The 20,230-nt window shown below is 59.3% G+C and carries 20 protein-coding genes; 17 read left to right on the top strand and 3 right to left on the bottom strand.

Features of this window, described 5'->3' with window-relative positions:
- Window positions 1-25 precede the first annotated feature (25 nt).
- The 4 genes from WMP96_RS04600 to WMP96_RS04615 are packed head-to-tail and all read left to right on the top strand — an operon-like array spanning window position 26 to window position 3,689.
- On the top strand, window positions 26-1,702 hold the full coding sequence (locus WMP96_RS04600) for a nitrite/sulfite reductase (RefSeq protein WP_340432215.1): 1,677 nt from the start codon (window positions 26-28) through the stop codon (window positions 1,700-1,702).
- Window positions 1,699-1,950: a hypothetical protein gene (locus tag WMP96_RS04605; protein ID WP_023020766.1), complete on the top strand. Its 252-nt coding sequence runs from the start codon at window positions 1,699-1,701 to the stop codon at window positions 1,948-1,950. The genes WMP96_RS04600 and WMP96_RS04605 overlap by 4 nt, the downstream gene beginning before the upstream one ends.
- A 9-nt stretch (window positions 1,951-1,959) precedes the next feature.
- Complete coding sequence (locus tag WMP96_RS04610; RefSeq protein WP_301716060.1) at window positions 1,960-2,646, top strand: sirohydrochlorin chelatase; 687 nt, start codon at window positions 1,960-1,962, stop codon at window positions 2,644-2,646.
- Complete coding sequence (locus tag WMP96_RS04615; protein ID WP_023020768.1) at window positions 2,640-3,689, top strand: sulfite exporter TauE/SafE family protein; 1,050 nt, start codon at window positions 2,640-2,642, stop codon at window positions 3,687-3,689. The genes WMP96_RS04610 and WMP96_RS04615 overlap by 7 nt, the downstream gene beginning before the upstream one ends.
- 111 nt (window positions 3,690-3,800) lie before the next feature.
- On the opposite strand, the gene cobA is transcribed toward WMP96_RS04615, so the two are convergent.
- Entirely contained in the window at window positions 3,801-4,538 is a 738-nt protein-coding gene (gene cobA / locus WMP96_RS04620) for a uroporphyrinogen-III C-methyltransferase (RefSeq protein WP_340432216.1), read from the bottom strand.
- Window positions 4,539-4,579: 41 nt separating this feature from the next.
- Between cobA and WMP96_RS04625 the strand changes: the two genes are divergently transcribed.
- Together WMP96_RS04625 and manA are read left to right on the top strand one after the other, a co-directional pair.
- Complete coding sequence (locus WMP96_RS04625; RefSeq protein ID WP_239205936.1) at window positions 4,580-5,602, top strand: exopolyphosphatase; 1,023 nt, start codon at window positions 4,580-4,582, stop codon at window positions 5,600-5,602.
- 6 nt (window positions 5,603-5,608) lie between these two features.
- Window positions 5,609-6,838, top strand: a complete 1,230-nt coding sequence (gene manA, locus WMP96_RS04630) for a mannose-6-phosphate isomerase, class I (RefSeq protein WP_023020771.1) — start codon at window positions 5,609-5,611, stop codon at window positions 6,836-6,838.
- A gap of 254 nt (window positions 6,839-7,092) precedes the next feature.
- On the opposite strand, the gene WMP96_RS04635 is transcribed toward manA, so the two are convergent.
- Window positions 7,093-7,890 carry a hypothetical protein gene (locus WMP96_RS04635; protein WP_301716059.1) on the bottom strand — a complete coding sequence of 266 codons (798 nt, stop codon included), beginning with the start codon at window positions 7,888-7,890 and terminating at the stop codon, window positions 7,093-7,095.
- A 248-nt stretch (window positions 7,891-8,138) separates the two neighbouring features.
- Here WMP96_RS04635 and WMP96_RS04640 point away from each other — a divergent pair, with 248 nt between their 5' ends.
- From WMP96_RS04640 to WMP96_RS04680, 9 genes are all read left to right on the top strand, one after another.
- Window positions 8,139-8,492, top strand: coding sequence for a DUF4259 domain-containing protein (locus tag WMP96_RS04640; RefSeq protein WP_023020773.1), 354 nt, complete (start codon window positions 8,139-8,141; stop codon window positions 8,490-8,492).
- Between the two features lie 67 nt (window positions 8,493-8,559).
- Window positions 8,560-9,174 (top strand): dTMP kinase, encoded by a 615-nt coding sequence (locus WMP96_RS04645; RefSeq protein WP_023020774.1) that lies wholly within the window; start codon window positions 8,560-8,562, stop codon window positions 9,172-9,174.
- Between the two features lie 3 nt (window positions 9,175-9,177).
- Window positions 9,178-9,870, top strand: coding sequence for an MtrAB system response regulator MtrA (mtrA, locus tag WMP96_RS04650; RefSeq protein WP_023027822.1), 693 nt, complete (start codon window positions 9,178-9,180; stop codon window positions 9,868-9,870).
- Window positions 9,871-9,938: 68 nt separating this feature from the next.
- The gene (gene mtrB / locus WMP96_RS04655; RefSeq protein WP_200288071.1) at window positions 9,939-11,729 is read left to right on the top strand and encodes an MtrAB system histidine kinase MtrB; all 1,791 of its coding nucleotides are present in this window, start codon (window positions 9,939-9,941) and stop codon (window positions 11,727-11,729) included.
- On the top strand, window positions 11,726-13,465 hold the full coding sequence (gene lpqB / locus WMP96_RS04660) for an MtrAB system accessory lipoprotein LpqB (protein ID WP_259824880.1): 1,740 nt from the start codon (window positions 11,726-11,728) through the stop codon (window positions 13,463-13,465). Before mtrB ends, lpqB begins: the two co-directional genes overlap by 4 nt.
- A gap of 178 nt (window positions 13,466-13,643) precedes the next feature.
- Window positions 13,644-14,132 carry a ComF family protein gene (locus tag WMP96_RS04665; RefSeq protein ID WP_232212580.1) on the top strand — a complete coding sequence of 163 codons (489 nt, stop codon included), beginning with the start codon at window positions 13,644-13,646 and terminating at the stop codon, window positions 14,130-14,132.
- A gap of 145 nt (window positions 14,133-14,277) precedes the next feature.
- Window positions 14,278-14,922 (top strand): ribosome hibernation-promoting factor, HPF/YfiA family, encoded by a 645-nt coding sequence (gene hpf, locus WMP96_RS04670; RefSeq protein WP_023020779.1) that lies wholly within the window; start codon window positions 14,278-14,280, stop codon window positions 14,920-14,922.
- Window positions 14,923-15,167: 245 nt separating this feature from the next.
- Window positions 15,168-17,753 (top strand): preprotein translocase subunit SecA, encoded by a 2,586-nt coding sequence (gene secA, locus WMP96_RS04675; protein WP_340432217.1) that lies wholly within the window; start codon window positions 15,168-15,170, stop codon window positions 17,751-17,753.
- A 140-nt stretch (window positions 17,754-17,893) separates the two neighbouring features.
- Window positions 17,894-18,712 (top strand): hypothetical protein, encoded by an 819-nt coding sequence (locus WMP96_RS04680; RefSeq protein ID WP_239205924.1) that lies wholly within the window; start codon window positions 17,894-17,896, stop codon window positions 18,710-18,712.
- A 23-nt stretch (window positions 18,713-18,735) separates the two neighbouring features.
- Here the strand turns inward: WMP96_RS04680 and WMP96_RS04685 are convergent, their stop codons facing one another.
- Window positions 18,736-19,119, bottom strand: coding sequence for a hypothetical protein (locus tag WMP96_RS04685; RefSeq protein ID WP_023020782.1), 384 nt, complete (start codon window positions 19,117-19,119; stop codon window positions 18,736-18,738).
- A gap of 178 nt (window positions 19,120-19,297) precedes the next feature.
- On the opposite strand from WMP96_RS04685, the gene WMP96_RS04690 reads away from it, so the two are divergent.
- Together WMP96_RS04690 and WMP96_RS04695 are read left to right on the top strand one after the other, a co-directional pair.
- The gene (locus WMP96_RS04690) at window positions 19,298-19,708 is read left to right on the top strand and encodes an HAD-IA family hydrolase (protein ID WP_023020783.1); all 411 of its coding nucleotides are present in this window, start codon (window positions 19,298-19,300) and stop codon (window positions 19,706-19,708) included.
- Complete coding sequence (locus tag WMP96_RS04695; protein ID WP_023020784.1) at window positions 19,708-20,223, top strand: DUF6912 family protein; 516 nt, start codon at window positions 19,708-19,710, stop codon at window positions 20,221-20,223. The genes WMP96_RS04690 and WMP96_RS04695 overlap by 1 nt, the downstream gene beginning before the upstream one ends.
- Window positions 20,224-20,230: the final 7 nt, after the last annotated feature.

A 20,230-nucleotide genomic window follows, 5' to 3' on the forward strand; every position in this document is an offset into this window, starting at 1 on the left:
GGAAAGGCAGGTTGAGATCTACACCATGACCACCGCGACTAATACCAAGCGCACTCCCCGCGCCAAGAAGCCCGAAGGCCAATGGAAGATTGACGGTACCAAGCCCCTCAATAACGATGAGGTAATTAAGCAGGAGGATGGTGGGCTTTCTGCCAAGCAGCGCGTCATCGATATCTATTCCAAGCAAGGATTTTCCTCGATCCCTTCTGATGACCTAGCTCCTCGGTTCAAGTGGTTGGGCCTTTATACCCAGCGCAACCAAAACTTGGGCGGTGAGATGACCGCTAAGCTTTCTAACGCTGAGCTGCAGGATGAGTACTTCATGATGCGCGTGCGCTTCGATGGTGGCCGCGCCGATCCCGCCAAGCTGCGCGCTGTGGGTGAGATCTCGCGTGATTATGCCCGCTCTACCGCGGACTTCACGGACCGCCAAAATATCCAGCTGCATTGGATTCGTATCGAGGATGTGCCCACCATCTGGGACAAGCTTGAGTCAGTGGGGCTGAGCACGCTTATGGGGTGCGGCGACGTGCCCCGCGTTATCCTGGGCTCGCCTGTCGCGGGCGTGGCAGAAGATGAAATTATTGACGCCACCCCGGCCATTGAAGAGATCAAAAATAACTATCTGCCGCGTGAGGAGTTCCATAACCTACCGCGCAAATTCAAAACCGCCATCTCTGGCAACTCCCGTCAGGACGTCACACACGAGATACAAGACGTCGCCTTCGTAGGCGTGAACCATCCAGAGTACGGCCCTGGATTCGATTGCTTTGTTGGCGGAGGCCTTTCTACTAACCCGATGCTCTCGCAGTCCCTCGGCGCCTGGGTTCCCCTAGAACGCGTGCCTGAGGTGTGGGCCGGTGTGGTCGGCATCTTCCGTGACTACGGCTTCCGCCGTAATCGAAACCGAGCCCGCCTGAAGTTCTTGGTGGCTAAGTGGGGCATTGAAAAGTTTCGCCAGGTGTTGGAAGAGGAATACCTAGATGAGCCGCTGCTGGATGGCGTCCCGTTGGAAGTCGAGCCCGGCTCTCGCGATCATCTTGGCGTGCACCGCCAAAAGGACGGCAAGTTCTACGTGGGCGTGAAGCCTACCGTGGGCCATGCCACCGGCGAACAGCTCATCGCTATCGCAGACGTGGCTGAGAAATTTGGGATTAGCCGTATTCGCACTACCCCGATGAAAGAGCTGCTTTTCCTCGACGTCGATGAAGAGGACATCCCGAGCCTATCCCGTGCGCTCGACGAGACCGGACTGTATTCCCAGCCATCTGAGTTTCGCCGTGGCGTCATTTCCTGCACCGGGCTGGAGTTTTGCAAGCTCGCGCACGTGACCACCAAGGCCCGCGCCATCGAGTTGGTGGACATCCTGGAAGACACCCTGGGTGATCTGGATGTGCCGATTTCCATCGCGCTTAACGGCTGCCCCAACGCCTGTGCGCGTTCACAGGTAGCAGACATTGGCCTGAAGGGGCAGATCGTCTCTGATTCCGAGGGCAACCGCGTCGAGGGTTTCCAGGTCCATCTAGGCGGCGCCCTTGGCCTGTCTCCGGACTGGGGCCGCAAGCTGCGTGGCCACAAGGTCGTGGCCGATGAGGTGCCCGAGTACGTCATCCGCTTGGTCAACAAATACAAGGAGCAGCGCGAGGAAGGTGAGCAGTTCCGCCACTGGGTTTTGCGCGCAGCTGAGGAGGACTTGCAGTGAATTTTCGCCGCCAGCCCAATCCCAACCGCAACCATCCCAGCTTCTGCCCGTATTGCGCCGGAACCGACCTCTTTCCGGACGAGGAAGACGATTTTGCCTGGAAATGCCAGGAATGCTTGCGGATTTTCTCCGTGCGTTTCCACGGCCAGGACGATGCCCCAGTAGCCCCTGCACCGGCCGTGTCCTCCAACGAAGCACTGAAGCGCTCGCTTGCCCGCCGCGGCCACACCACGGCGCCAAAGGCTTAAGGATGCCCCATGCCCGCACTCATTACCCTGTCCCACGGTTCACGGCATCCGGGTGCCGCGGCCGGAATTGAGCGTTTGACCCAGGCCACGGGCTTGCGTCCAGCTCGCGCGGCGCACCTGGAATTCAACGAGCCCGACCTCACCGCGGCCGCGCTCGAGCTTGCCCAGATGGGGGAGACCGAGGCAATCGTGGTTCCCCTGCTTTTCACCCAGGGTTATCACCAGCGCGTTGATGTTCCGCGTGCGCTTGCCGCAGCCTCCCAGACCTCACACTTGTCCCTCCACCTCGCCGCAGGCCTCGGCACCGGCGAGGACCTCGCCCGTGTGCTCGCCTCTCGTACCCGGCCTGGCGACGCCCACGTGGTCATCTATTCCGTTGGTTCCTCCGATTCAGCGGCGAATGATGCCATACGTGAGCTCGCCCACCGCACCTTCGCGCTCACCGGCGTACCCGCGACGGTGGAATTTGCTACCCGCGGTGGCCGCGAGGGGATCGTGCGCCTATGCCGCGAGCATGCGGACCCTAAGCGCGTGCGCGTCATACCGCTCTTTGTCACCGAGGGGCTGCTCCTAGACCGCTTGGCGGGTGTTCCCGCGACCGTTGAGCACCCGCTCGGCACTGATATTTCAGGCCTCGTCGCAGACCGTTTTCATCATGCACGCCGCGGTGCACAGGAGGTATTCGTGCCATGCTAACTCTCATCCTCATCGCCCTCGCCGGTGCGGCCGCCAACCTCGTGGACGGTGGCATCGGCATGGGGTTCGGCGTCACGTCTACCACGATGCTGCTCCTTGCCGGCCTAGGTCCCGCGCAGGCCTCTGCCGTCGTGCACACCGCTGAGCTTGGCACCACTGCCATTTCCGGTTTGAGCCACGCACGCTTCGGCAACGTGGACTGGAAGACGGTGGTCCGCCTTGGCGTCCCCGGCGGTATTGCCGCGTTTGTGGGGGCCACGTTGCTGTCGAATATTTCCACTGCCGCTGCTGCACCGGTGACCGCACTCATCCTGGTAGGCATTGGTGCTAACCTCATCTGGCGGTTCTCCCAACCGCGCCGCCGCGGTTCCGCCTACAAGCGCTCGCATTCCACTCCGTTTCTCGCCGGCCTTGGCCTGGTGGGCGGATTTGTCGATTCTACCGGTGGCGGTGGCTGGGGTCCCGTGTCGACCTCCACGCTTATGGCCATTGGTCGGGAGCAGCCGCGCCGCATTGTGGGCACGGTCAACGCCGCCGAATTCCTCGTGACCTTGGGTGCCACCGCGGGCTTTATCGTCGGCCTCTGGCACGACATCGTCGGCAACCTTGCCGCCGTTATCGCGCTTCTCATCGGCGGCGCCATCACTGCTCCGATCGCTGCGTGGCTCATCTCCCGTATCAACCCAGTCCTGCTTGGTGGATTGGTGGGCACGGCCATCGTAGGGCTTAATATCAGCAAGGTTATCGGTGGCGCCGAGACCTACTTTGGCTGGTCAGTGCCATCAGCAGTTACCTCGATAGTCATCGCCGTCGTGGTCGCTGCTGGTGCGGCCGCAACAGTTCGTGGCACGCTGCGCACTACGCGTGCCCGTGCAGCGGAATTGGAAGCAGAAAACGCTGAGGAAGCCGCCCACGCGGACTTTCATGCCCCGGATTACCCAGAGCGTGTCGCCGCCGCCCATCACTTCCACGGTTCGCGCAGGTCAGGTGTCACCATCGTGCAGGATAAGGCGCCCGAAAGCCCCGCCTCGGACCGAATGTAGCGCATCGACTGCGGCCTTTGGCCAGGCAATAGACCAAGGTTTGGCTGCAGTAGGCGGAACGCGGCCGAAAGTGGGGTTAGGGCTTATGCGAGTCTTGCTACCCTGAACCCGCTAGAGGCCGGCCACCTCGCCGATGACATAGACCGCCGGCGAGGAGATATCGTGCTCTGTTATCGTCTGCGCCAGTGTGGCCAAGGTGCAGCGGTAAGCGCGCTCGGTAGAAAGCGTGCCTTCTTGGATGATGGCGCAGGGGGTGGAAGGGGAGAGGGAGGCTGCAATAAGTGTGCTAGCAATCGCCGGTGCATTCTTAACCCCCATAATGACCGCCAGCGTGGCGCCAGAACGGGCGAGAGCTTCCCAGTCCACCAAGGATTTCTCGTGGCCGGGTGGTAGATGCCCGGAAACCACCGTGAAGCCGTGGACGATGCCGCGCTGAGTTACCGGAACGCCAACGGCTGCGGGAACGGAAATAGCTGAAGTTACGCCCGGTATGACCGTGGTGGGAATCGAAGCTTCCGCCAGCGCTTGAACTTCCTCAAATCCGCGCCCAAAGACGAAGGGATCGCCTCCCTTAAGGCGGGCTACCTTGCGGCCAGAGCGGGCATGAGTGATGAGTAACTCGTTGATCTTTTCCTGCGAGATTGACTTCTTATAGGGGAGTTTAGAGACGTCAATGAGCTCTTTGGAAGAAATATCACACAGCCTATCGAGCTGCGCTGTAGGTCCCAGGTGATCGGCGAGAATAACCTCTGCATCCTGCAAGGCGCGCATGCCGCGTACAGTAATGAGGTCCCACGCGCCGGGGCCGCCGCCAATGAGGGGCACGGGATGGATCTGTGCGGAAGTCATGGGACTCCATCTTAGTGGGTGCCCGACTATGCTTAAGCCACATGGATACCGGTAATTATGATGCCGAAACCGTGCGCTTTTTTGATGTCGCGCACGAAGGCGCTCAAATCCGCCTATTGGCCGGAGAAGTGGAGCTTTGGAGCGAGGCGCTCCGCGGGCTTAATCCTCGCTCGCTGGTCATAATCCCCACCGATGCGATTGCCAGGGAAGCCGCCCACTTGGGTGTCGGCCTTGCAGAGCCGCTGCGAATCCCGCTCGTCGTCACCGAATCGCTCCCGCGTTACGTGGGAGCATTGGACGTGGTTGTTGTCGTAGGCGAGACCGGCGAATGCGATTGGGCTTCGCGCGCATTAATTGCCGCCAGCCAGCGCGGCGCCACCACCGTTTTGATTGGCCCGGCCAAGGGCCCGCTCGTGGAGGACTGCCCGGACGATACCCTCATCGCCCCCTGCCTACCTACGGCAGAGGGCAGTTCGCCTGCCCGCAACATCGCCGCACTGCATGCTCTGTGCTGCCTGCTCTACCAGGACCCGACCGCGGTGAAAGAGATCCTGGAGGATCTTGCTGCAGCCGTGGACCGCGAACTCGCGCAGCTTTCCCCTGAGCGCGATGCCACTACCAATCCGGGCCGCCAACTGCGCGAATTTATCGAAGGCGCCCGCATCATCCACTCCTGCGTGCTCGACCCTTATTCCTTTTCTGAGCGGCGTGAGCACGTGCAGATCGACGCCCTCGTCGCTCGTATGGCTGCGACCATCTGGGCGGTGCATGGCCTGCCGAGCGCTTTCGTGGACCCTGCGGAATTGCGACGCGCACTCGACCGAGATTCCGATAGCTCCCGAGCAAATGATCTCTTCTTTGACCCCTTCATTGATGGCGATGGCACTACGGATGCTTTGGTACCCTTGAAGGTGATTTTCTGGGGGCAGGAAGAGGCGAACCTGCCCAACTCGCTTGCAGTCCGCAGCATTGACCCGGAACCGGGCCTCGGGCATCTTGCCCGCTCACTGCAGCTTATTACGCGGAGTTTCTCCGCGACCGCCTACGAGATTTCTAAAGGATAGAAACACATGCAGCTGTTGCACAGCGCCACCCGCAACTATTCCTGGGGCTCGCGTACCCTCATCCCACACCTGCAGGGTCAGCCCGATTCAGAAAAGCCCGTCGCAGAGCTGTGGTTCGGCGCCCACCCCGGAGACCCGTCTACGGTGGATGACCGCCTTCTCAATGAGGTCATTGCGGAGGATCCAGCAGGGCAGCTAGGCAGCCGCGTTTCCGCCGAGTACGGTGAACGCCTGCCTTTCCTCCTCAAGGTGCTAGCGGCCGAGGAGCCGCTATCCCTACAGGCGCACCCGTCGAAGGAGCAGGCAGAGGAAGGTTTTGCCCGCGAGAATGCCGCTGGGATTGAACTCACCGCACCCAACCGCAACTACAAGGACGATAACCACAAGCCCGAGCTTATCGTTGCGCTCACGGATTTCTATGCCATGGCTGGCTTCCGCCCGCTGGCGCGCACTCGCGAGCTTTTTGCTGCCTTGGAGTGCCCCGAGCTGGATCATTACGTTGCCATGCTGGACGAGGACCCCTCGGTAACCACCGAGTCCGCCAACCTTCGCGTTCTCTTTACCACGTGGATTACCATCCCGTCCGCCAAGCGCAAGGAACTCATCGCCGCCATAGTCTCCGCTGGTGAGCGCCTTATTGCCGCGGACCCGGCCGATTGGAAGTCCCGTGTAATGTCCACGGTGCTGGAACTCAACCAGCGTTACCCGGGCGATATCGGTGTATTGGGTGCACTGTTGCTTAACCACATCGAACTTTCTCCCGGCGAGGCCGTCTACCTAGATGCGGGCCAGCTGCACGCCTATGTCTCCGGCCTTGGCGTAGAGATTATGGCCAACTCCGATAACGTTTTGCGCGGCGGCCTTACCCCCAAGTTCGTTGACGTTCCCGAACTAGTCAAGGTTCTCACCTACGCGGCTGCCGATGAACCGCGTGTTCAACAGCAGGATAAGTCCGCTCAGAATAATGTGCACGATGCCGCCGCATGGTCTTACCCGGTCCCGATTGAAGAATTCCTGCTAGACCGTGTAGAGCTTAGCGGAGCATCTTCTGTGGATTTTGATTACGATGGCCCGACCATCGCCCTGTGCACCGCAGGCTCCGTTACCTTTACTGATGCCGCCGGCAAGACCCTCACCGTGACCCCCGGCCAAGCCGTCTGGTTGCCTGCCTCTGAGGGGCGAGTCACTGCCACTGCGGCATCCGACGCCGCCGACCTCTTCGTCGCCCGCGCTTAGCCCGCCTGCGCTTGGCTCGCCTGCGCACCAGCGCGCTTTGCCGAACCCCCTCTTCGCCGGGGTTCAGGCGAGGTGTGGAATTTCAATTCCGGCGCGCTGCCGCCGCTTTCGTCGCTGCGCGAGTGCCTCATATGGCTGTTTCTTTCACAGCTCTAATGGTCCGGCGCATACAAAAGCACGTTTCCTCGAAATTCGCGTTCAGAATCGAGGAAACGTGCTTTTTGTATTCAGCTAATTGCGCAGTGGGCTATGGATTAGTGCGAAGCGGCTGCTTTGCGCGGCGCCTGCTTGGTCGGCACGAAATCGGTCGGCTCTTGGTTCTGCTCGGCAGAAGGCTGCTCTGCGGCGGCTTGATCGTCGCGTGGTACTTCTGCCTCTGCGACCTCTTGCTGCTTGTTTTCGGTTAGTTGTCCCCGGTCCGGGTTGGGCTTGTTCTCACCAGTGGTTGTGCCCGTCCCATTTTGCTCCGAAGGCTGCGTCGGGGAAGGCTGCGGAGCGGACGGGGCAGTGGTGGTTTGCGGAGCGGTGCCGCCATTGCCGCCGTTGTTGCCCTGGTTGCCCTGTGGGGAACCGGTAGCCTGCGAGCCGTTTTGATTGCTTGGGTAATCAGGCGTCGGGCGCAGAACGCCTTGGCCGGTGTCTTGTTCACCCTGGATGCTGCCCATACCCTGCGAGGAGGCTCCTTGTGGGGAAATATTCTCCGGACGATAAACCTTGGTGGGCTGGGTAGCCGCCTGCGGGTGCATGACCGCATTGGGGGCTAGATACGGATCACTGTTATGCGGCTGGTGGTGCTTCGAATCGCCGGACGAAGCTGTAGAGCTTGTCGCATGTGCAGAGCGCTTGTTTGAAGGCGAATGGTCCGTGGGAGAAGTGGTGGTTTCCTCGGCCGCAGTGTGCGTCGGGGAGACGGAGGTGGTCCCGGACTGATCCGCGGCATTGGAATAGTTAGCGCTCGGCGAGCTCATGCGCCAGACTGTGAATCCGACGACGGCCGCGGCTATCAGTCCGGCCACAATGAACACGTAGACGCGGCGCGAATCTGGCTTCATCGTGGCTGTCCTTTCTGTGAGGTGGGCTGATTTAACCCCATAGGAGGTGGCGGTATAGCACCGCGGTAACAAGTTGGTAACGAGACTATCATGTTTAGGAAACATTGCTACGGCGTTGCGATTCTGTGATACGCCAAGAAAACGCCAGTTCGCGGATGTAGGATGCCCTGCAAACCTTTTCATTGCGTGCTTTCTTTAGCTGGGAAAGCGTGTATAAATGGCGCTGAAAGCACCGAAGGAGTCAAAAAGTGAGTACTTGGGACGAAGATATTTTCAGCACGGACCTCAACGTCGATTTCTTGGAAGAAATGGCAAACCTCGATGAAGAAGGGGTAATTCGCGCCGTTGAGGATGCCTGCGAAGTAGCACATAGCAAGCCACAGCTCAGTGAAGAAGAGGAACAGAACGCGCAAGCAGCAGCCACCATCGCTGCCATTTGGGCTGGCGCGCCCTTCAGTGCGGGCGAGGTTGTTGAAGACTACCCCTATATTAGGGAGCTGGTGGGGTCTGGCAGCGAAACCTTGACGGAAAATGCCCTCGAGGTACTAGAAAATGTCGAGGAAGAATATGACCTCGAAGCGTTTATAGAGGCCCTCTCCTAAGCCATACCTACTGCCCGCAGCAGTGGCCTCATGCCAGACAAAATAGAAGGGAAGGTACCCCACACCTATGCTTATCAGCATCGAAGGCATCGACGGTGCCGGTAAGAATACGCTGGTCTCCACAATCAGGGAGTCGTTGGATCGACCCGTGGAGGTCATCGCCTTCCCGCGCTATGCAGAATCGATTCACGCCCAGCTCGCCCAAAAGGCGCTCTACGGAAAAATGGGTGACCTGACAGATTCGGCATATGCCATGGCAACTCTTTTTGCCTTGGATCGTTACGGCGTAAAAGACCAATTGCAGCGAGCTAAGGGTACGGACGCCGTGGTGCTATTGGATCGGTATGTGGCTTCCAATGCGGCATATTCGGCGGCGCGACTCGAAGACGATGCCGTCATGGACTGGGTGCATGATCTGGAATTTGGCACTTTAGGCCTGCCGCAAGCGGATCTGCAGGTTTATCTGGATACTGCGGTAGAAGTGGCGTCGGAAAGAGCGCAGGCAAGAGCCCAAGCAGATGCCAACCGGGAGCGTGACCGCTACGAGCGCGATGGCGGATTGCAGGAACGCACCGCCGCGGCCTACCAGCGCCTAGCAGATGCGGGCTGGGGTGGACGCTGGATTGTCACCGCCGATGCGGATACTATAATTTCAGCGATAAAAGACCTTGTAGGAGAATAAAACGTGGCGCCCAAGATTTTGGTAGTCGATGACGATCCGGCTATCTCGGAGATGCTGACCATTGTGCTCGAGTCTGAGGGACTTAAGCCCATTCCGGTCATGGACGGCAATGACGCCGTGCCCGCCTTTGAGCAACACGAGCCGGACCTCATTCTGCTGGACCTTATGCTGCCGGGCATGAACGGCGTGGATATCTGCCGCGCCATTCGCCGTGAATCCTCCGTACCCATCGTTATGCTGACCGCCAAGACGGATACGGTCGATGTGGTGCTAGGCCTTGAATCCGGCGCGGATGATTACATCACCAAGCCATTTAAACCCAAGGAACTCATCGCCCGCATTCGCGCGCGCTTGCGCCGCACCGATTCCGCGGAGTCTGAAATCTTGGAGGTGGCGGACCTCATCATTGACGTGCCGGAGCATACCGTGCGCCGCACGGATGGTACCGAACTGAACTTGACTCCTTTGGAATTTGACCTGCTGCTGGAGATGGCGCGCCGCCCTGGCCAAGTGCATACGCGTGAGTCGCTGCTGGAGTCCGTATGGGGCTACCGCAATGCCTCTGATACGCGCTTGGTTAATGTCCACGTGCAGCGCCTACGCGCCAAGATCGAGCATGATCCGGAGGATCCGCAGATTGTGCTGACCGTGCGTGGCGTGGGGTATAAGACCGGTAAGCCCGGCGCCGGGGAGTAAGAACCATCGGCATCATTGAACGTTTAAGGCGTATTCGAGACGCCTTCATTACAACGTGGCGTACCTCTTTGCAGGCGCGCGTCATTGGCATGATTTTGGTCGCCTCCTCGGTGGTCATGATCATCTTGGCCTACGCGTTGGTTTCTGTGCTGACTCAGCGCTTGGTTAGCCAAAAGGAAGACGTGGCGCAGCAGGAGCTGGAGCGTGCCCGCACGGCCGTGGAACAGCAGATTGATGCCACCAGTTCCGCCAATTCGGTGCAGGTACGCATCAATTCTGCACGTGCGGCACTGGGCCAGCTCTCTGCCCAGCAGGGCGATGCCCAGGCGGTTTATGAACCGGTCATCGTGGTGGAAAACCAGGATGGCTCGGTTATTACCTCGCCAGAAGGTTTCCCCGTGCCGGATCAGTTGCGGGAGATGGTGGATCAAGGTCAGATTGCGCAGCAGTATTTCCCGGCTCCGCGGGAAAACGGTGAGTATTACAACGCCCTGCTGGTAGGAACACCTACCGATACCGATATCCCGCATACTCAGGTCTACTTGGCACTGTCCATGGAGTCGGAAGAATCCACCATGGCATTGATGCGAGGCCTGCTTTCGGCGGCCGGTGTGGTCGTCGTGGTGCTGTTGGTGGGCATTGCCTGGCTGGCCACCCAGCAGGTTATTACGCCGATTCGTTCGGCTTCGCGCATTGCACAGCGCTTGGCGGCTGGTCATTTGAAGGAACGCATGGCCGTCGATAGTGACGATGAGATGGGCCGCCTGGCCGCGTCCTTCAATAACATGGCCGATAAGCTTTCTTCCCAGATTGCGCAGCTGGAGGAATACGGCGATTTGCAGCGGCAGTTTACTTCCGACGTCTCCCATGAGCTGCGTACCCCATTGACCACCGTGCGCATGGCCGCGGACATGATTGAGGCCGAAAGCGATAGCTTGCCGCACGGCGCCCAGCGAGCTTCCCGCCTGATGTCAAGCGAGCTCGATCGTTTCGAGGAATTGCTCGCGGACCTGCTAGAGATTTCTCGCCACGATGCCGGCGTGGCGGACCTGTCTACCGCCGCCATTGATCTGCGCTCCTGCGTGGAGTCCGCCTATGAGCAAGTCGAACATTTGGCTCGCGAGCTCAACGTAGAGGTCCAGCTCAACCTGCCGGATGAGCGCATCGCCGTCGAAGCCGATTCACGCCGCCTTGAGCGCATCTTGCGCAATCTTTTGGCCAATGCCATCGACCATTCGGAAGGCAATCCGGTAGCGGTGGATGTCGCCACCACGGAAACCGCGGTGGGCGTTACCGTTACAGACCATGGCGTGGGCTTGAAACCGGGCCAGGAAGAGCTGGTATTTAACCGCTTTTGGCGCGCGGATTCCTCCCGCAAGCGCCACTCCGGTGGCACCGGCCTGGGGCTGGCTATCGCCCGCGAGGACGCCGTCCTGCACGGCGGCACGCTGGATGCCACCGGCTACGAGGGCTTTGGCTCGCGCTTCCGCCTCATTATCCCGCGCACCCCGAATGCCGAGGTGGGAGAAGAACCCATCTCTGTGGAGATCCCTGGCGCACCCGTAAACAACCCTGCGGAAGGCGGCTCGTTGCCGGAATCGACCCCAGATGCCGGAGTTGAACTTCCAGAAGCGCAGGACTCTAGCACCGGTAATCCGGGTGTCGAACCCGCCTCTGCTACGCCTGCCATTGCATCCGGGATGAGCTCACCGCGCGCCGAAAAGAGCGATAAGACTACCACTGGCCAGGCGGAGGGGGATGGCATCCTATGGCCCTCGGAACGAGAGCTCAACCGTGGTGCGGCCGCCCCAGATAGGCGCGCCTATAAGGCCCCGGACTTTGAGGGGAGGAGGAAGTGAGCGTGTTCAGCAGCAACTATTGCAAAACCGCGGTCTTTAGTACCGCAGCGGTCGTGCTTTTTGTCAGCGGTTGTTCCACTCTGCCGAGTGACACCGGGCCGCAGGTGGTAGGGACCTACCAGCGACAGGAAGACAGTCCTGGGGAAGTTATTGCACCGCAACCGGGCGATGACCCGGATCTGACGTTGCGAGATTTCTATCAGGCTTCGGCCGTGCCCGGAAATGATCACGAAGTCGCCCGTGGTTTTCTTACGGATACTGCCCGTGGTGCATGGGACGCCAGCGGCGATGTGATGGTGGTCGATAGCCTGGATATCGTTACCGCGCCCGCCAATAAACAAAGCTCGAAAGATAATGAACGCGCCTTTACAGTACGTGGCACTATTATCGGCCGCCTGAAATCCGGTGGCGCGTATGTCCCGGAAAATGAGGGCTATGAGGCAGTCATCTACATGAAGATGCAAGACGATAGGTGGCGCGTCGATGGCCTGCCGGCCGGAGTGGTGATGGAGCGCAATGAAATGCGCAACCACTACGCCCCGCAATCGCTGTACTTCTATAAGCAGAGTAACGATGTGCTGGTTCCGGATCGTCGCTGGTTGTATAAGGGGGGCGAAGAATCGGAGTCGACGCTTATCACGTTGTTGATGGAGGGGCCTTCGGCCAGCATTGCCCCTGCCACCCGCCGTGCGGCGGGGGAGAATGTTACCTATGCCGGCTATGACCGCGAGCAAGGCTACCAATTCGAAGGCCTAGTGGACTTGGACGCCCACGACCGCACTCTCTTTGCCGCCCAACTGGTGTGGACGCTTAGCAAAGCCGGCCATACCGGTCCCTTTAAGGTCAAGGCCGATGGCGGTGACCTGGTGGAAGGTATGGATAGCTTGAGCGTGGATGACTTTGCGGACTATAACCCGGAAGAAAGCAGCACCGCGTTGTCTAAGCTCTACGCCCTTAATGAGGGCAACCTGCTGGAGGTAGACGATGGCGTGGCCGAGCCCGTTCAATCCACCTTGGGCAGTAGCGGAGACGTGCAGTCCGTGGATGTGGCCGATAGCGGCCTCGTTGCGGCCGTGCGCCGCAAATCCAATAATGATTTCTCCCTGCAGATAGGCGAGCTCGATGGCCAGCTGCAGGATGCGGTGGATGGTCCCACGCTGGCACGGCCGACCTTTGAATACAACGGGCAAGCCGCGTGGACTGTGGTTGACGGAGATCGCATCGTGCGCGTGGTGCGCTCCAAGACCACGGGCCGCATCTCCAAATCCGAGGTGGATGCCCGCAGCATTGACGATATTGAGGGCGAAATCTCCGTCATCCGCTTGTCCCATAGCGGTGCCCGCGTGGCCATGGTTATCGATGGGCACGTGTATATCGCGGCGGTTGCCCAATCCAGCAGTGGGGATAAGCGCATCGTCAACGCCCGCGAGGTCGGCCCAGAAGTTTCCGGTTCGGCGCTATCGTTGGACTGGAATATGGATGGCTCGCTCATCGTTGGTACCTCCTCGAGCCAGTCACCCGTCTGGCGCATCGAGCAGGATGGTTCCTCGGCTTCGACCATGCCTACCGGTAATATCACCGCCCCCGTGGTGGCTGTAGCTTCCTCGCCCACCAAGCTTTTCATCACTGATTCTCACGCCATGCTTGAGCTACCTTCCACCGTGATGGATGAGACCAACTGGCGTGAGGTCTCTGGGCTGCAGGGCCGGCGTTCTTCCCCTATCGTTTCTAACTAGCCGTCGGAAGGCTTGTGCGGCTAGGGGGGGAGGCAACACGATGAGCTTGGGGGAGCTTATTTTTCCGCGCGCGTGTGCTGGATGCGGCGCGCCGGGCGAGGTGTTGTGTGAACACTGCCGCGAGCACTTGCGGCACCCGCCCTACTTGGTAGCACGGCCCCGGCTGCTGGGGGCGCCCGTGTATGCCCTTGGCTCTTATTCCGATATTCGCCGCCGCATCATCATTGGCATGAAAGAGCGCGGCAACCAGCCGGTTCGCGAGTATGTCGGGGCCGTCTTTGCAGCTGGGCTGGCCTATCTGAGTGCCCGTGGTGATATCCCGCGCGAGTTCACCCTTGTTCCTGCGCCTACCCGTCCGCGCTCGGCGCGGGCGCGCGGGGGAGACCCTGTGGCCGCTGTGTGCCATACAGCGGCGCAGCTGCAGCGCGTGGGCGTGTGCGCGGCTCTTTCGATGGGGCAGTCCACCGCGGATCAGTCCGAGCTTAACGCGCAGGATAGGTGGGCTAACCTGCAGGGGCGAGTCCGCGTTCATGCTCCCATTGCTCGCGCCCCTGCGCTGCTTGCCGACGACGTCGTTACCACCGGCGCCACCCTAGCCGCGAGCATTGCTGCCCTGCAGGCCGCGGGCGTAGAAGTATGTGGAGCATTGGTCTTTGCGGATGCCTAGATAAAGGCGGGATCTACCCTCGAGGTAGGGGAGCGGGAAAAAATTTCGCCCTGTCAGGTCATAACCAGTGATACCATGAGGAGTGTCACAGAGAGATAGCTACTGTGATTGAATCCAGTCCCCACTACTCAAGGGAGGCATTTCAATGTCCCAGCCAAACAAAGCTCAGGTAACGATTACGGGCCGTAATGTCGAGGTCCCTGATCACTTTCAAGAGCGAGTCAATGACAAGCTGGCCAAGATTGAACGCCTTGACCCCACCCTGACCTTCTTCCACGTGGAGCTGCAGCACGAGCCGAACCCGCGCCGCGATTCTGAAGCGGATCGCATCCAGATCACCGCTACGGGTAAGGGACACATCGCCCGTGCCGAAGCAAAGGAAGATTCTTTCTACGCTGCGCTCGAGACCGCCTTGGGCAAGATGGAGCGCTCCCTGCGCAAGGTGAAGGTGCGCCGCGAAAACGTCAAGAGCGGTCACCGCGCGCAAAAGGGCACCGGAGAGATTGCCGCTGAGATGGTGGCACAGGCTGAGGCACAGCGCGCCAAGGAAGAGCGCTACGTTGACCCTTATGCTGAGACCGTCGAGGATGTTCGTCCCGGCCAGATTGTGCGCACCAAGGAGCACCCGGCTACCCCGATGAGCGTGGATGATGCCTTGAGCGAGATGGAGCTGGTTGGCCACGACTTCTTCCTCTTCGTTAACGAGGAGAATAATAAGCCCTCCGTGGTTTATCGCCGCCACGCCTTCGACTATGGCCTTATCTCCCTGGCTGAAGACGCGGAGGCCTAAAGCGCTCGCACTTTCCTGAGGTAATGACCCCGCTGCATAACTGCAGCGGGGTCGAATTCGTATCAAGGGAAATGGTGTCTTGGTGGGGGAGGTTCGACGTCGGCAAGCGGCTTTAAAGGCTTAGATATGCCAGATGAAGGTTGCGCGCATGCCCTATGCGCTAGGCGGAAGGTGCTTTGTGAATGCGAGTGAGTACAATAGCGACGAGTTAACTTTATTGTCGCGACTAGAAGGACTAACTAACCGTGTTTGGACTTTCCAAGCTGCTGCGCGCGGGCGAGGGCCGTACGGTCAAGCGCCTGGGCAAAATGGCAGACGACGTAATTGCCCTTGAGGATAAGTACGCGGAGCTTTCGGACGAAGAACTTAAGGCAAAGACCGATGAGTTCAAGACTCGTCTTAAAGACGGCGAAGAGATGAATGACATCTTGCTCGAGGCATTTGCCACCGTCCGCGAGGCTGCCTGGCGCGTCCTCGATCAAAAGCACTACCGCGTGCAGATCATGGGTGGCGCGGCCCTGCACTTCGGCAACGTTGCCGAGATGCGCACCGGTGAGGGCAAGACCCTGACCTCACTCCTGCCTGCCTACCTTAATGCGCTTGAGGGCAAGGGCGTCCACATCGTGACCGTCAATGATTACTTGGCAAAGCGCGACGCGGAGATGATGGGCCGTGTCCACCGCTGGCTCGGCCTGTCCGTAGGCGTCATCCTGTCTGAGATGCGCCCACCAGAGCGCAAGGCTGCCTACGATTGCGACATTACTTACGGCACCAATAACGAGCTAGGTTTTGACTACCTGCGCGATAACATGGTGCGCTCCCTCAATGAAGTGGTGCAGCGCGGTCACAACTTCTGCATCGTGGATGAGGTTGACTCGATTCTTATCGATGAAGCCCGAACCCCGCTTATCATCTCCGGCCCAGTAGACGGTTCCTCCCAGTTCTACAGTGTCTTCGCCCAGCTGGCACCGCGCATGCGCGAAGGCATCCACTACGAGGTAGACCACAAAAAGCGCACCATCGGTGTGCTGGAAGAGGGCGTGGAATACGTAGAGGATCAGCTCGGCATTGATAACCTCTACGCCCCGGAGCACTCCCAGCTGGTGTCCTACCTGAACAACGCCTTGAAGGCCAAGGAGCTTTTCACCCGCGATAAGGACTATATCGTCCGCAATGGTGAAGTCATGATCGTCGACAGCTTCACCGGCCGCGTGCTGGCCGGCCGCCGCTACAACGAAGGCATGCACCAGGCCATCGAGGCCAAGGAGCAGGTAGAGATCAAGAACGAGAACCAGACGCTGGCTACCGTTACCCTGCAAAACTACTTCCGCCTCTATGAGAAGATCTCCGGCATGACCGGTACGGCAGAGACCGAAGCCGCCGAGCTGCATTCCATCTATGGCCTGGACGTAGTGCCGATTCCTACCAATAAGCCAAATCAGCGTGCGGACCACTCTGACCGCATTTACAAGACGCAGGAAGCCAAGTTCGCCGCCGTGGTGGACGATATTGCTGAACACGTCGAGGCCGGTCAGCCAGTACTGGTAGGTACCACCTCTGTGGAGCGCTCCGAGTACCTGTCCCAGCTGCTATCCAAGCGGGGAATCAAGCACAACGTGCTCAACGCTAAGCACCACGAGGAAGAGGGCCAGATCATCGCCCGTGCCGGCCGTCCTGGCACCGTAACCGTGGCTACCAACATGGCCGGCCGTGGTACGGATATCGTGCTTGGTGGTAACCCCGAGGTCATCCTCGATGAGAAGCTGCGTGAGCGCGGCCTAGATCCATTCGGGGATGAGGAAAAGTACCAGGAGGCCTGGGAGGCAGAGATCGATGCCGAAAAGGAACACTCCAAGAAGTTGGGTGACCAGGTCCGCGAGGCCGGTGGACTCTACGTGCTGGGTACTGAGCGCCACGAGTCGCGCCGCATTGATAACCAGCTGCGTGGTCGTACTGGCCGCCAGGGTGACCCGGGTGAGACCCGCTTCTACCTGTCCATGCGCGATGAGTTGATGGTGCGCTTCGTGGGACAGTCCATGGAGAACATGATGAATCGCCTCAATGTACCGGACGATGTTCCAATCGAAGCCAAGATGGTCTCCAACTCCATTAAGGGCGCCCAGGCGCAGGTGGAGAACCAGAACTTTGAGATGCGTAAGAACGTTCTCAAGTACGACGAGGTGCTTAACGAGCAGCGCAAGGTGGTCTACGCTACCCGCCACGATATCCTCGATGCCGGCGATATTCAGGACAATATCCGCGGCATGATTGATGACACCGTTTCCGCTTATGTCGCCGGCGCTACAGCCACCGGCTACGTGGAGGATTGGGACCTAGATGCGCTGTGGAACGCATTGGATTCCCTGTACGGTCCCACCATTTCCCACGAGGAACTGGTCGAAGGCTCCGAGTATGGTTCCCCAGGCGAGCTTTCCGCTGAGCAGCTTCGCGACGCTTTGGTAGAAGACGCCAATAACGAATATGACAAGCTCGAGGAATCTGTAACCGCAATTGGCGGCGAGCAGCAGATGCGCAATACCGAGCGCATGGTCATCCTGCCGATTATTGACCAAAAGTGGCGTGAGCACCTCTATGAGATGGACTACCTCAAGGAGGGCATTGGCCTGCGCGCGATGGCGCAGCGCGATCCGCTGGTGGAGTACCAGAAGGAGGGCGGCGAGATGTTCAATGCGATGAACGAAGGCGTCAAGGAAGAGACCGTCCGCCAGCTCTTTATGCTGCGCAAGCAGTTCAAGCAGCAGGAAGAGGAACAGGCCGGTGAGTCTTCGACCGCTGCGAACAACAACGGTGGGGATACCGTAGAGGCCTAAAACCCGGTGTTCTTTCTCAAACTCCGCCCCGCACCCACTCTTAAAAGTGGGAGCGGGGCGGGTTTCTTTTTAGGGAAAAATGAGTAGAATATAAGAATCTTGTCCAATCTGCTTTTTTCCTGTGAGGAACTCCACTGACGATGCGTCGCCGTTCTTTGCGTCTAGGAATTACGACGCTTCTGTCTGCTACCTTGCTTGGTGGCGCCACCCCAGCCGTGGCGTATGAGATGCAGCGCGACTCTGCGTCTTCTCTGCGCATCATCTTGGACTCGGGCGAAAAACTAGAACAGGACAACGCGGCAGCGGCCATTTTGGCTATCGCTACCCAGCGTAAGGAAGCGTTGGTGGCAGATGGAATTTTGTCGCAGGAGAAAGCGGATGCTGCCTTTGACCATTATTTTGGCGCATCCCGGCTCAATACTGCGCGCGCCGATGGCAATATCTATGCCACACCGCTCGATTTCCCGTGGGAGCCCGAAGCGCGTCCACAATCGCGGGAAGGCAAGCAGTTCACCGAAGCTGCCGTGCTGGATTACCTTGACGTGCTGGGTGCCAACTATGCCCAGGCGGTGATTCGCGCCGAGCTGGGTGAATTCACTAAGGATCTGCCGCAGTCCACTGCAGGCAATGCAGAGTCTTCTCCGCGGCCACAGAGGCCCGCCACCGGGGATACAGGCTCCGCCTTCCCGGATGAGTTCCCGGATTACGCGTCAGCGCTGCGCGATATCGTCACTATCACCAAGCAGGTCAATGCTCCCTTGGAAAAGGCCGCAGCAACCCACCGTGGTGTGAATACCGTACTCGCGGATGGCACTGCTGATGACAATTCCGGGCTATCCGTCCTGGAAGGTGGTCTGCTGACTACCGGTATTGCGGCGCTAGCAAGCGCTGCCGGAATTGGATGGTCCGCACTGAACTGGTCCGATATTCTTTCTCAACTCGGCCAGTTCATTTCCTAGGCGGTGAGGTCCGTTCGCATAGCTTAGAGCAAGCGGAACGAGGTTAATCCCGTGTGACTGGCTGATCCTGTAAAAGCATGCTGCTGTTGACCTATATAAACAGAGCCGAAATACTCTCCGTTTGAGCGCGCGTGCAGGCTTGTCAATTGCAATCTGTCCGTGGTGTAGGGGCTGGAGCGTTGGCGCACCCACGAGCCAATATGCAGCCGGATTGCGTCCGAATAGCGCGCGGAATTGAGGTGAGCTAGCGGCCGATAGCCGGCAGCAACCTCGAGTGCGAAGATTACCCAGCCTTGGATGCGGTGTTGGGCGGCGACCTCCGCGGACGTCGGCAAGCGGCCGTAGCGCACGCGATGAGGCGCGAGGAAGAGTTTGAGGTGTGAGTAGCCAGGGATGGGCTCGTACATGATGGGGAAGTAGTGCTCCTGAATAAGGGCAGGAGGCGGACGCGTGATAATTGTCTCATGCCCGGCTCGCGGCCGCCATTTCTGAGGGTTTCCTGAAAGGGGTGGCCGCGAATGCGCGCGCGGTTCGCTATACTCTCGGGGAGTTAAAGAGAAAATCGTAACCAAAGGATTTAAGTACATGCGTGGTCTGATCGTTGACTATGTCGGCGTCCTCGACGGCACCGAAGAAGATAACCGTCGCTGGAAGGCGCTGCTGGCCGCCGCCAAGGCAAATGGCGCGGCAACCGCCATCCTCTCCAATGACCCGGGCGGTCCAGGCGCGGAGCACATTCGCGAGTGGGAGTACCGCGGAAACGTAGATGCAGTTATTCTCTCTGGTGAGGTTGGGGCGGAAAAGCCAGAGGTCGCTGCATTTCAGGCGGCCGCAGATGCCCTAGAGCTTCCGCTCAATGATTGCGTCATGGTTGATGATTCTATTCTCAACGTCCGCGCCGCCGTGGAAACCGGCATGGTGGGCTTTTTGTACACCAGCTTTGATCGCGTTTCCGTAGAAATCCAGGCTGTCTTCGATATTGAAGGTGAGTTTTAGTGGCTAAAGCCCGCGTCTACATTCCCGCAACCTACGCCATGCTGGCGGAATTGGAAGAAACCGGTTCCCTTTCTGCGCGCTCCGGCTGGGGTTTCATGGTGACACCAGCGCTGCAGGATTTCTATACCGAGGGCGATGAAGAAGAGATTGCCTACTCGGCATTCCTCGAGGCATCTATGGCCTCTATGCGCCTTCTGGCCATCGGCGATGAAGAAAAATTCCCGCATCGCCGCGTGGTCATCTCCGTGGACTTGGATGATTCTGTCATCACCCCGCGACCGGATATGGGCGAGCCGGTGGTAGAACTCCAGCCGGCGCAATTCAGCAAAGACGATCTAGCGGCCATCCACGTGGATATTGCGGAATCCGAAGAAACCACCGCGAAGGCCATCGAGGCTATTGACACCGCAGACCTTGGCGATGAGGACGCGGAGCTGGCCGTGGGAGATGCACTGGATAAGTTTATGGCCTTTTATCACCCCAGCGAGCTGCCTTTCCTCGTAGAATTGCTCTAAAACTGAA

This window comes from Corynebacterium sp. KPL4035 (assembly GCF_037908325.1).
In the GTDB taxonomy this organism is placed as follows: domain Bacteria; phylum Actinomycetota; class Actinomycetes; order Mycobacteriales; family Mycobacteriaceae; genus Corynebacterium; species Corynebacterium kefirresidentii.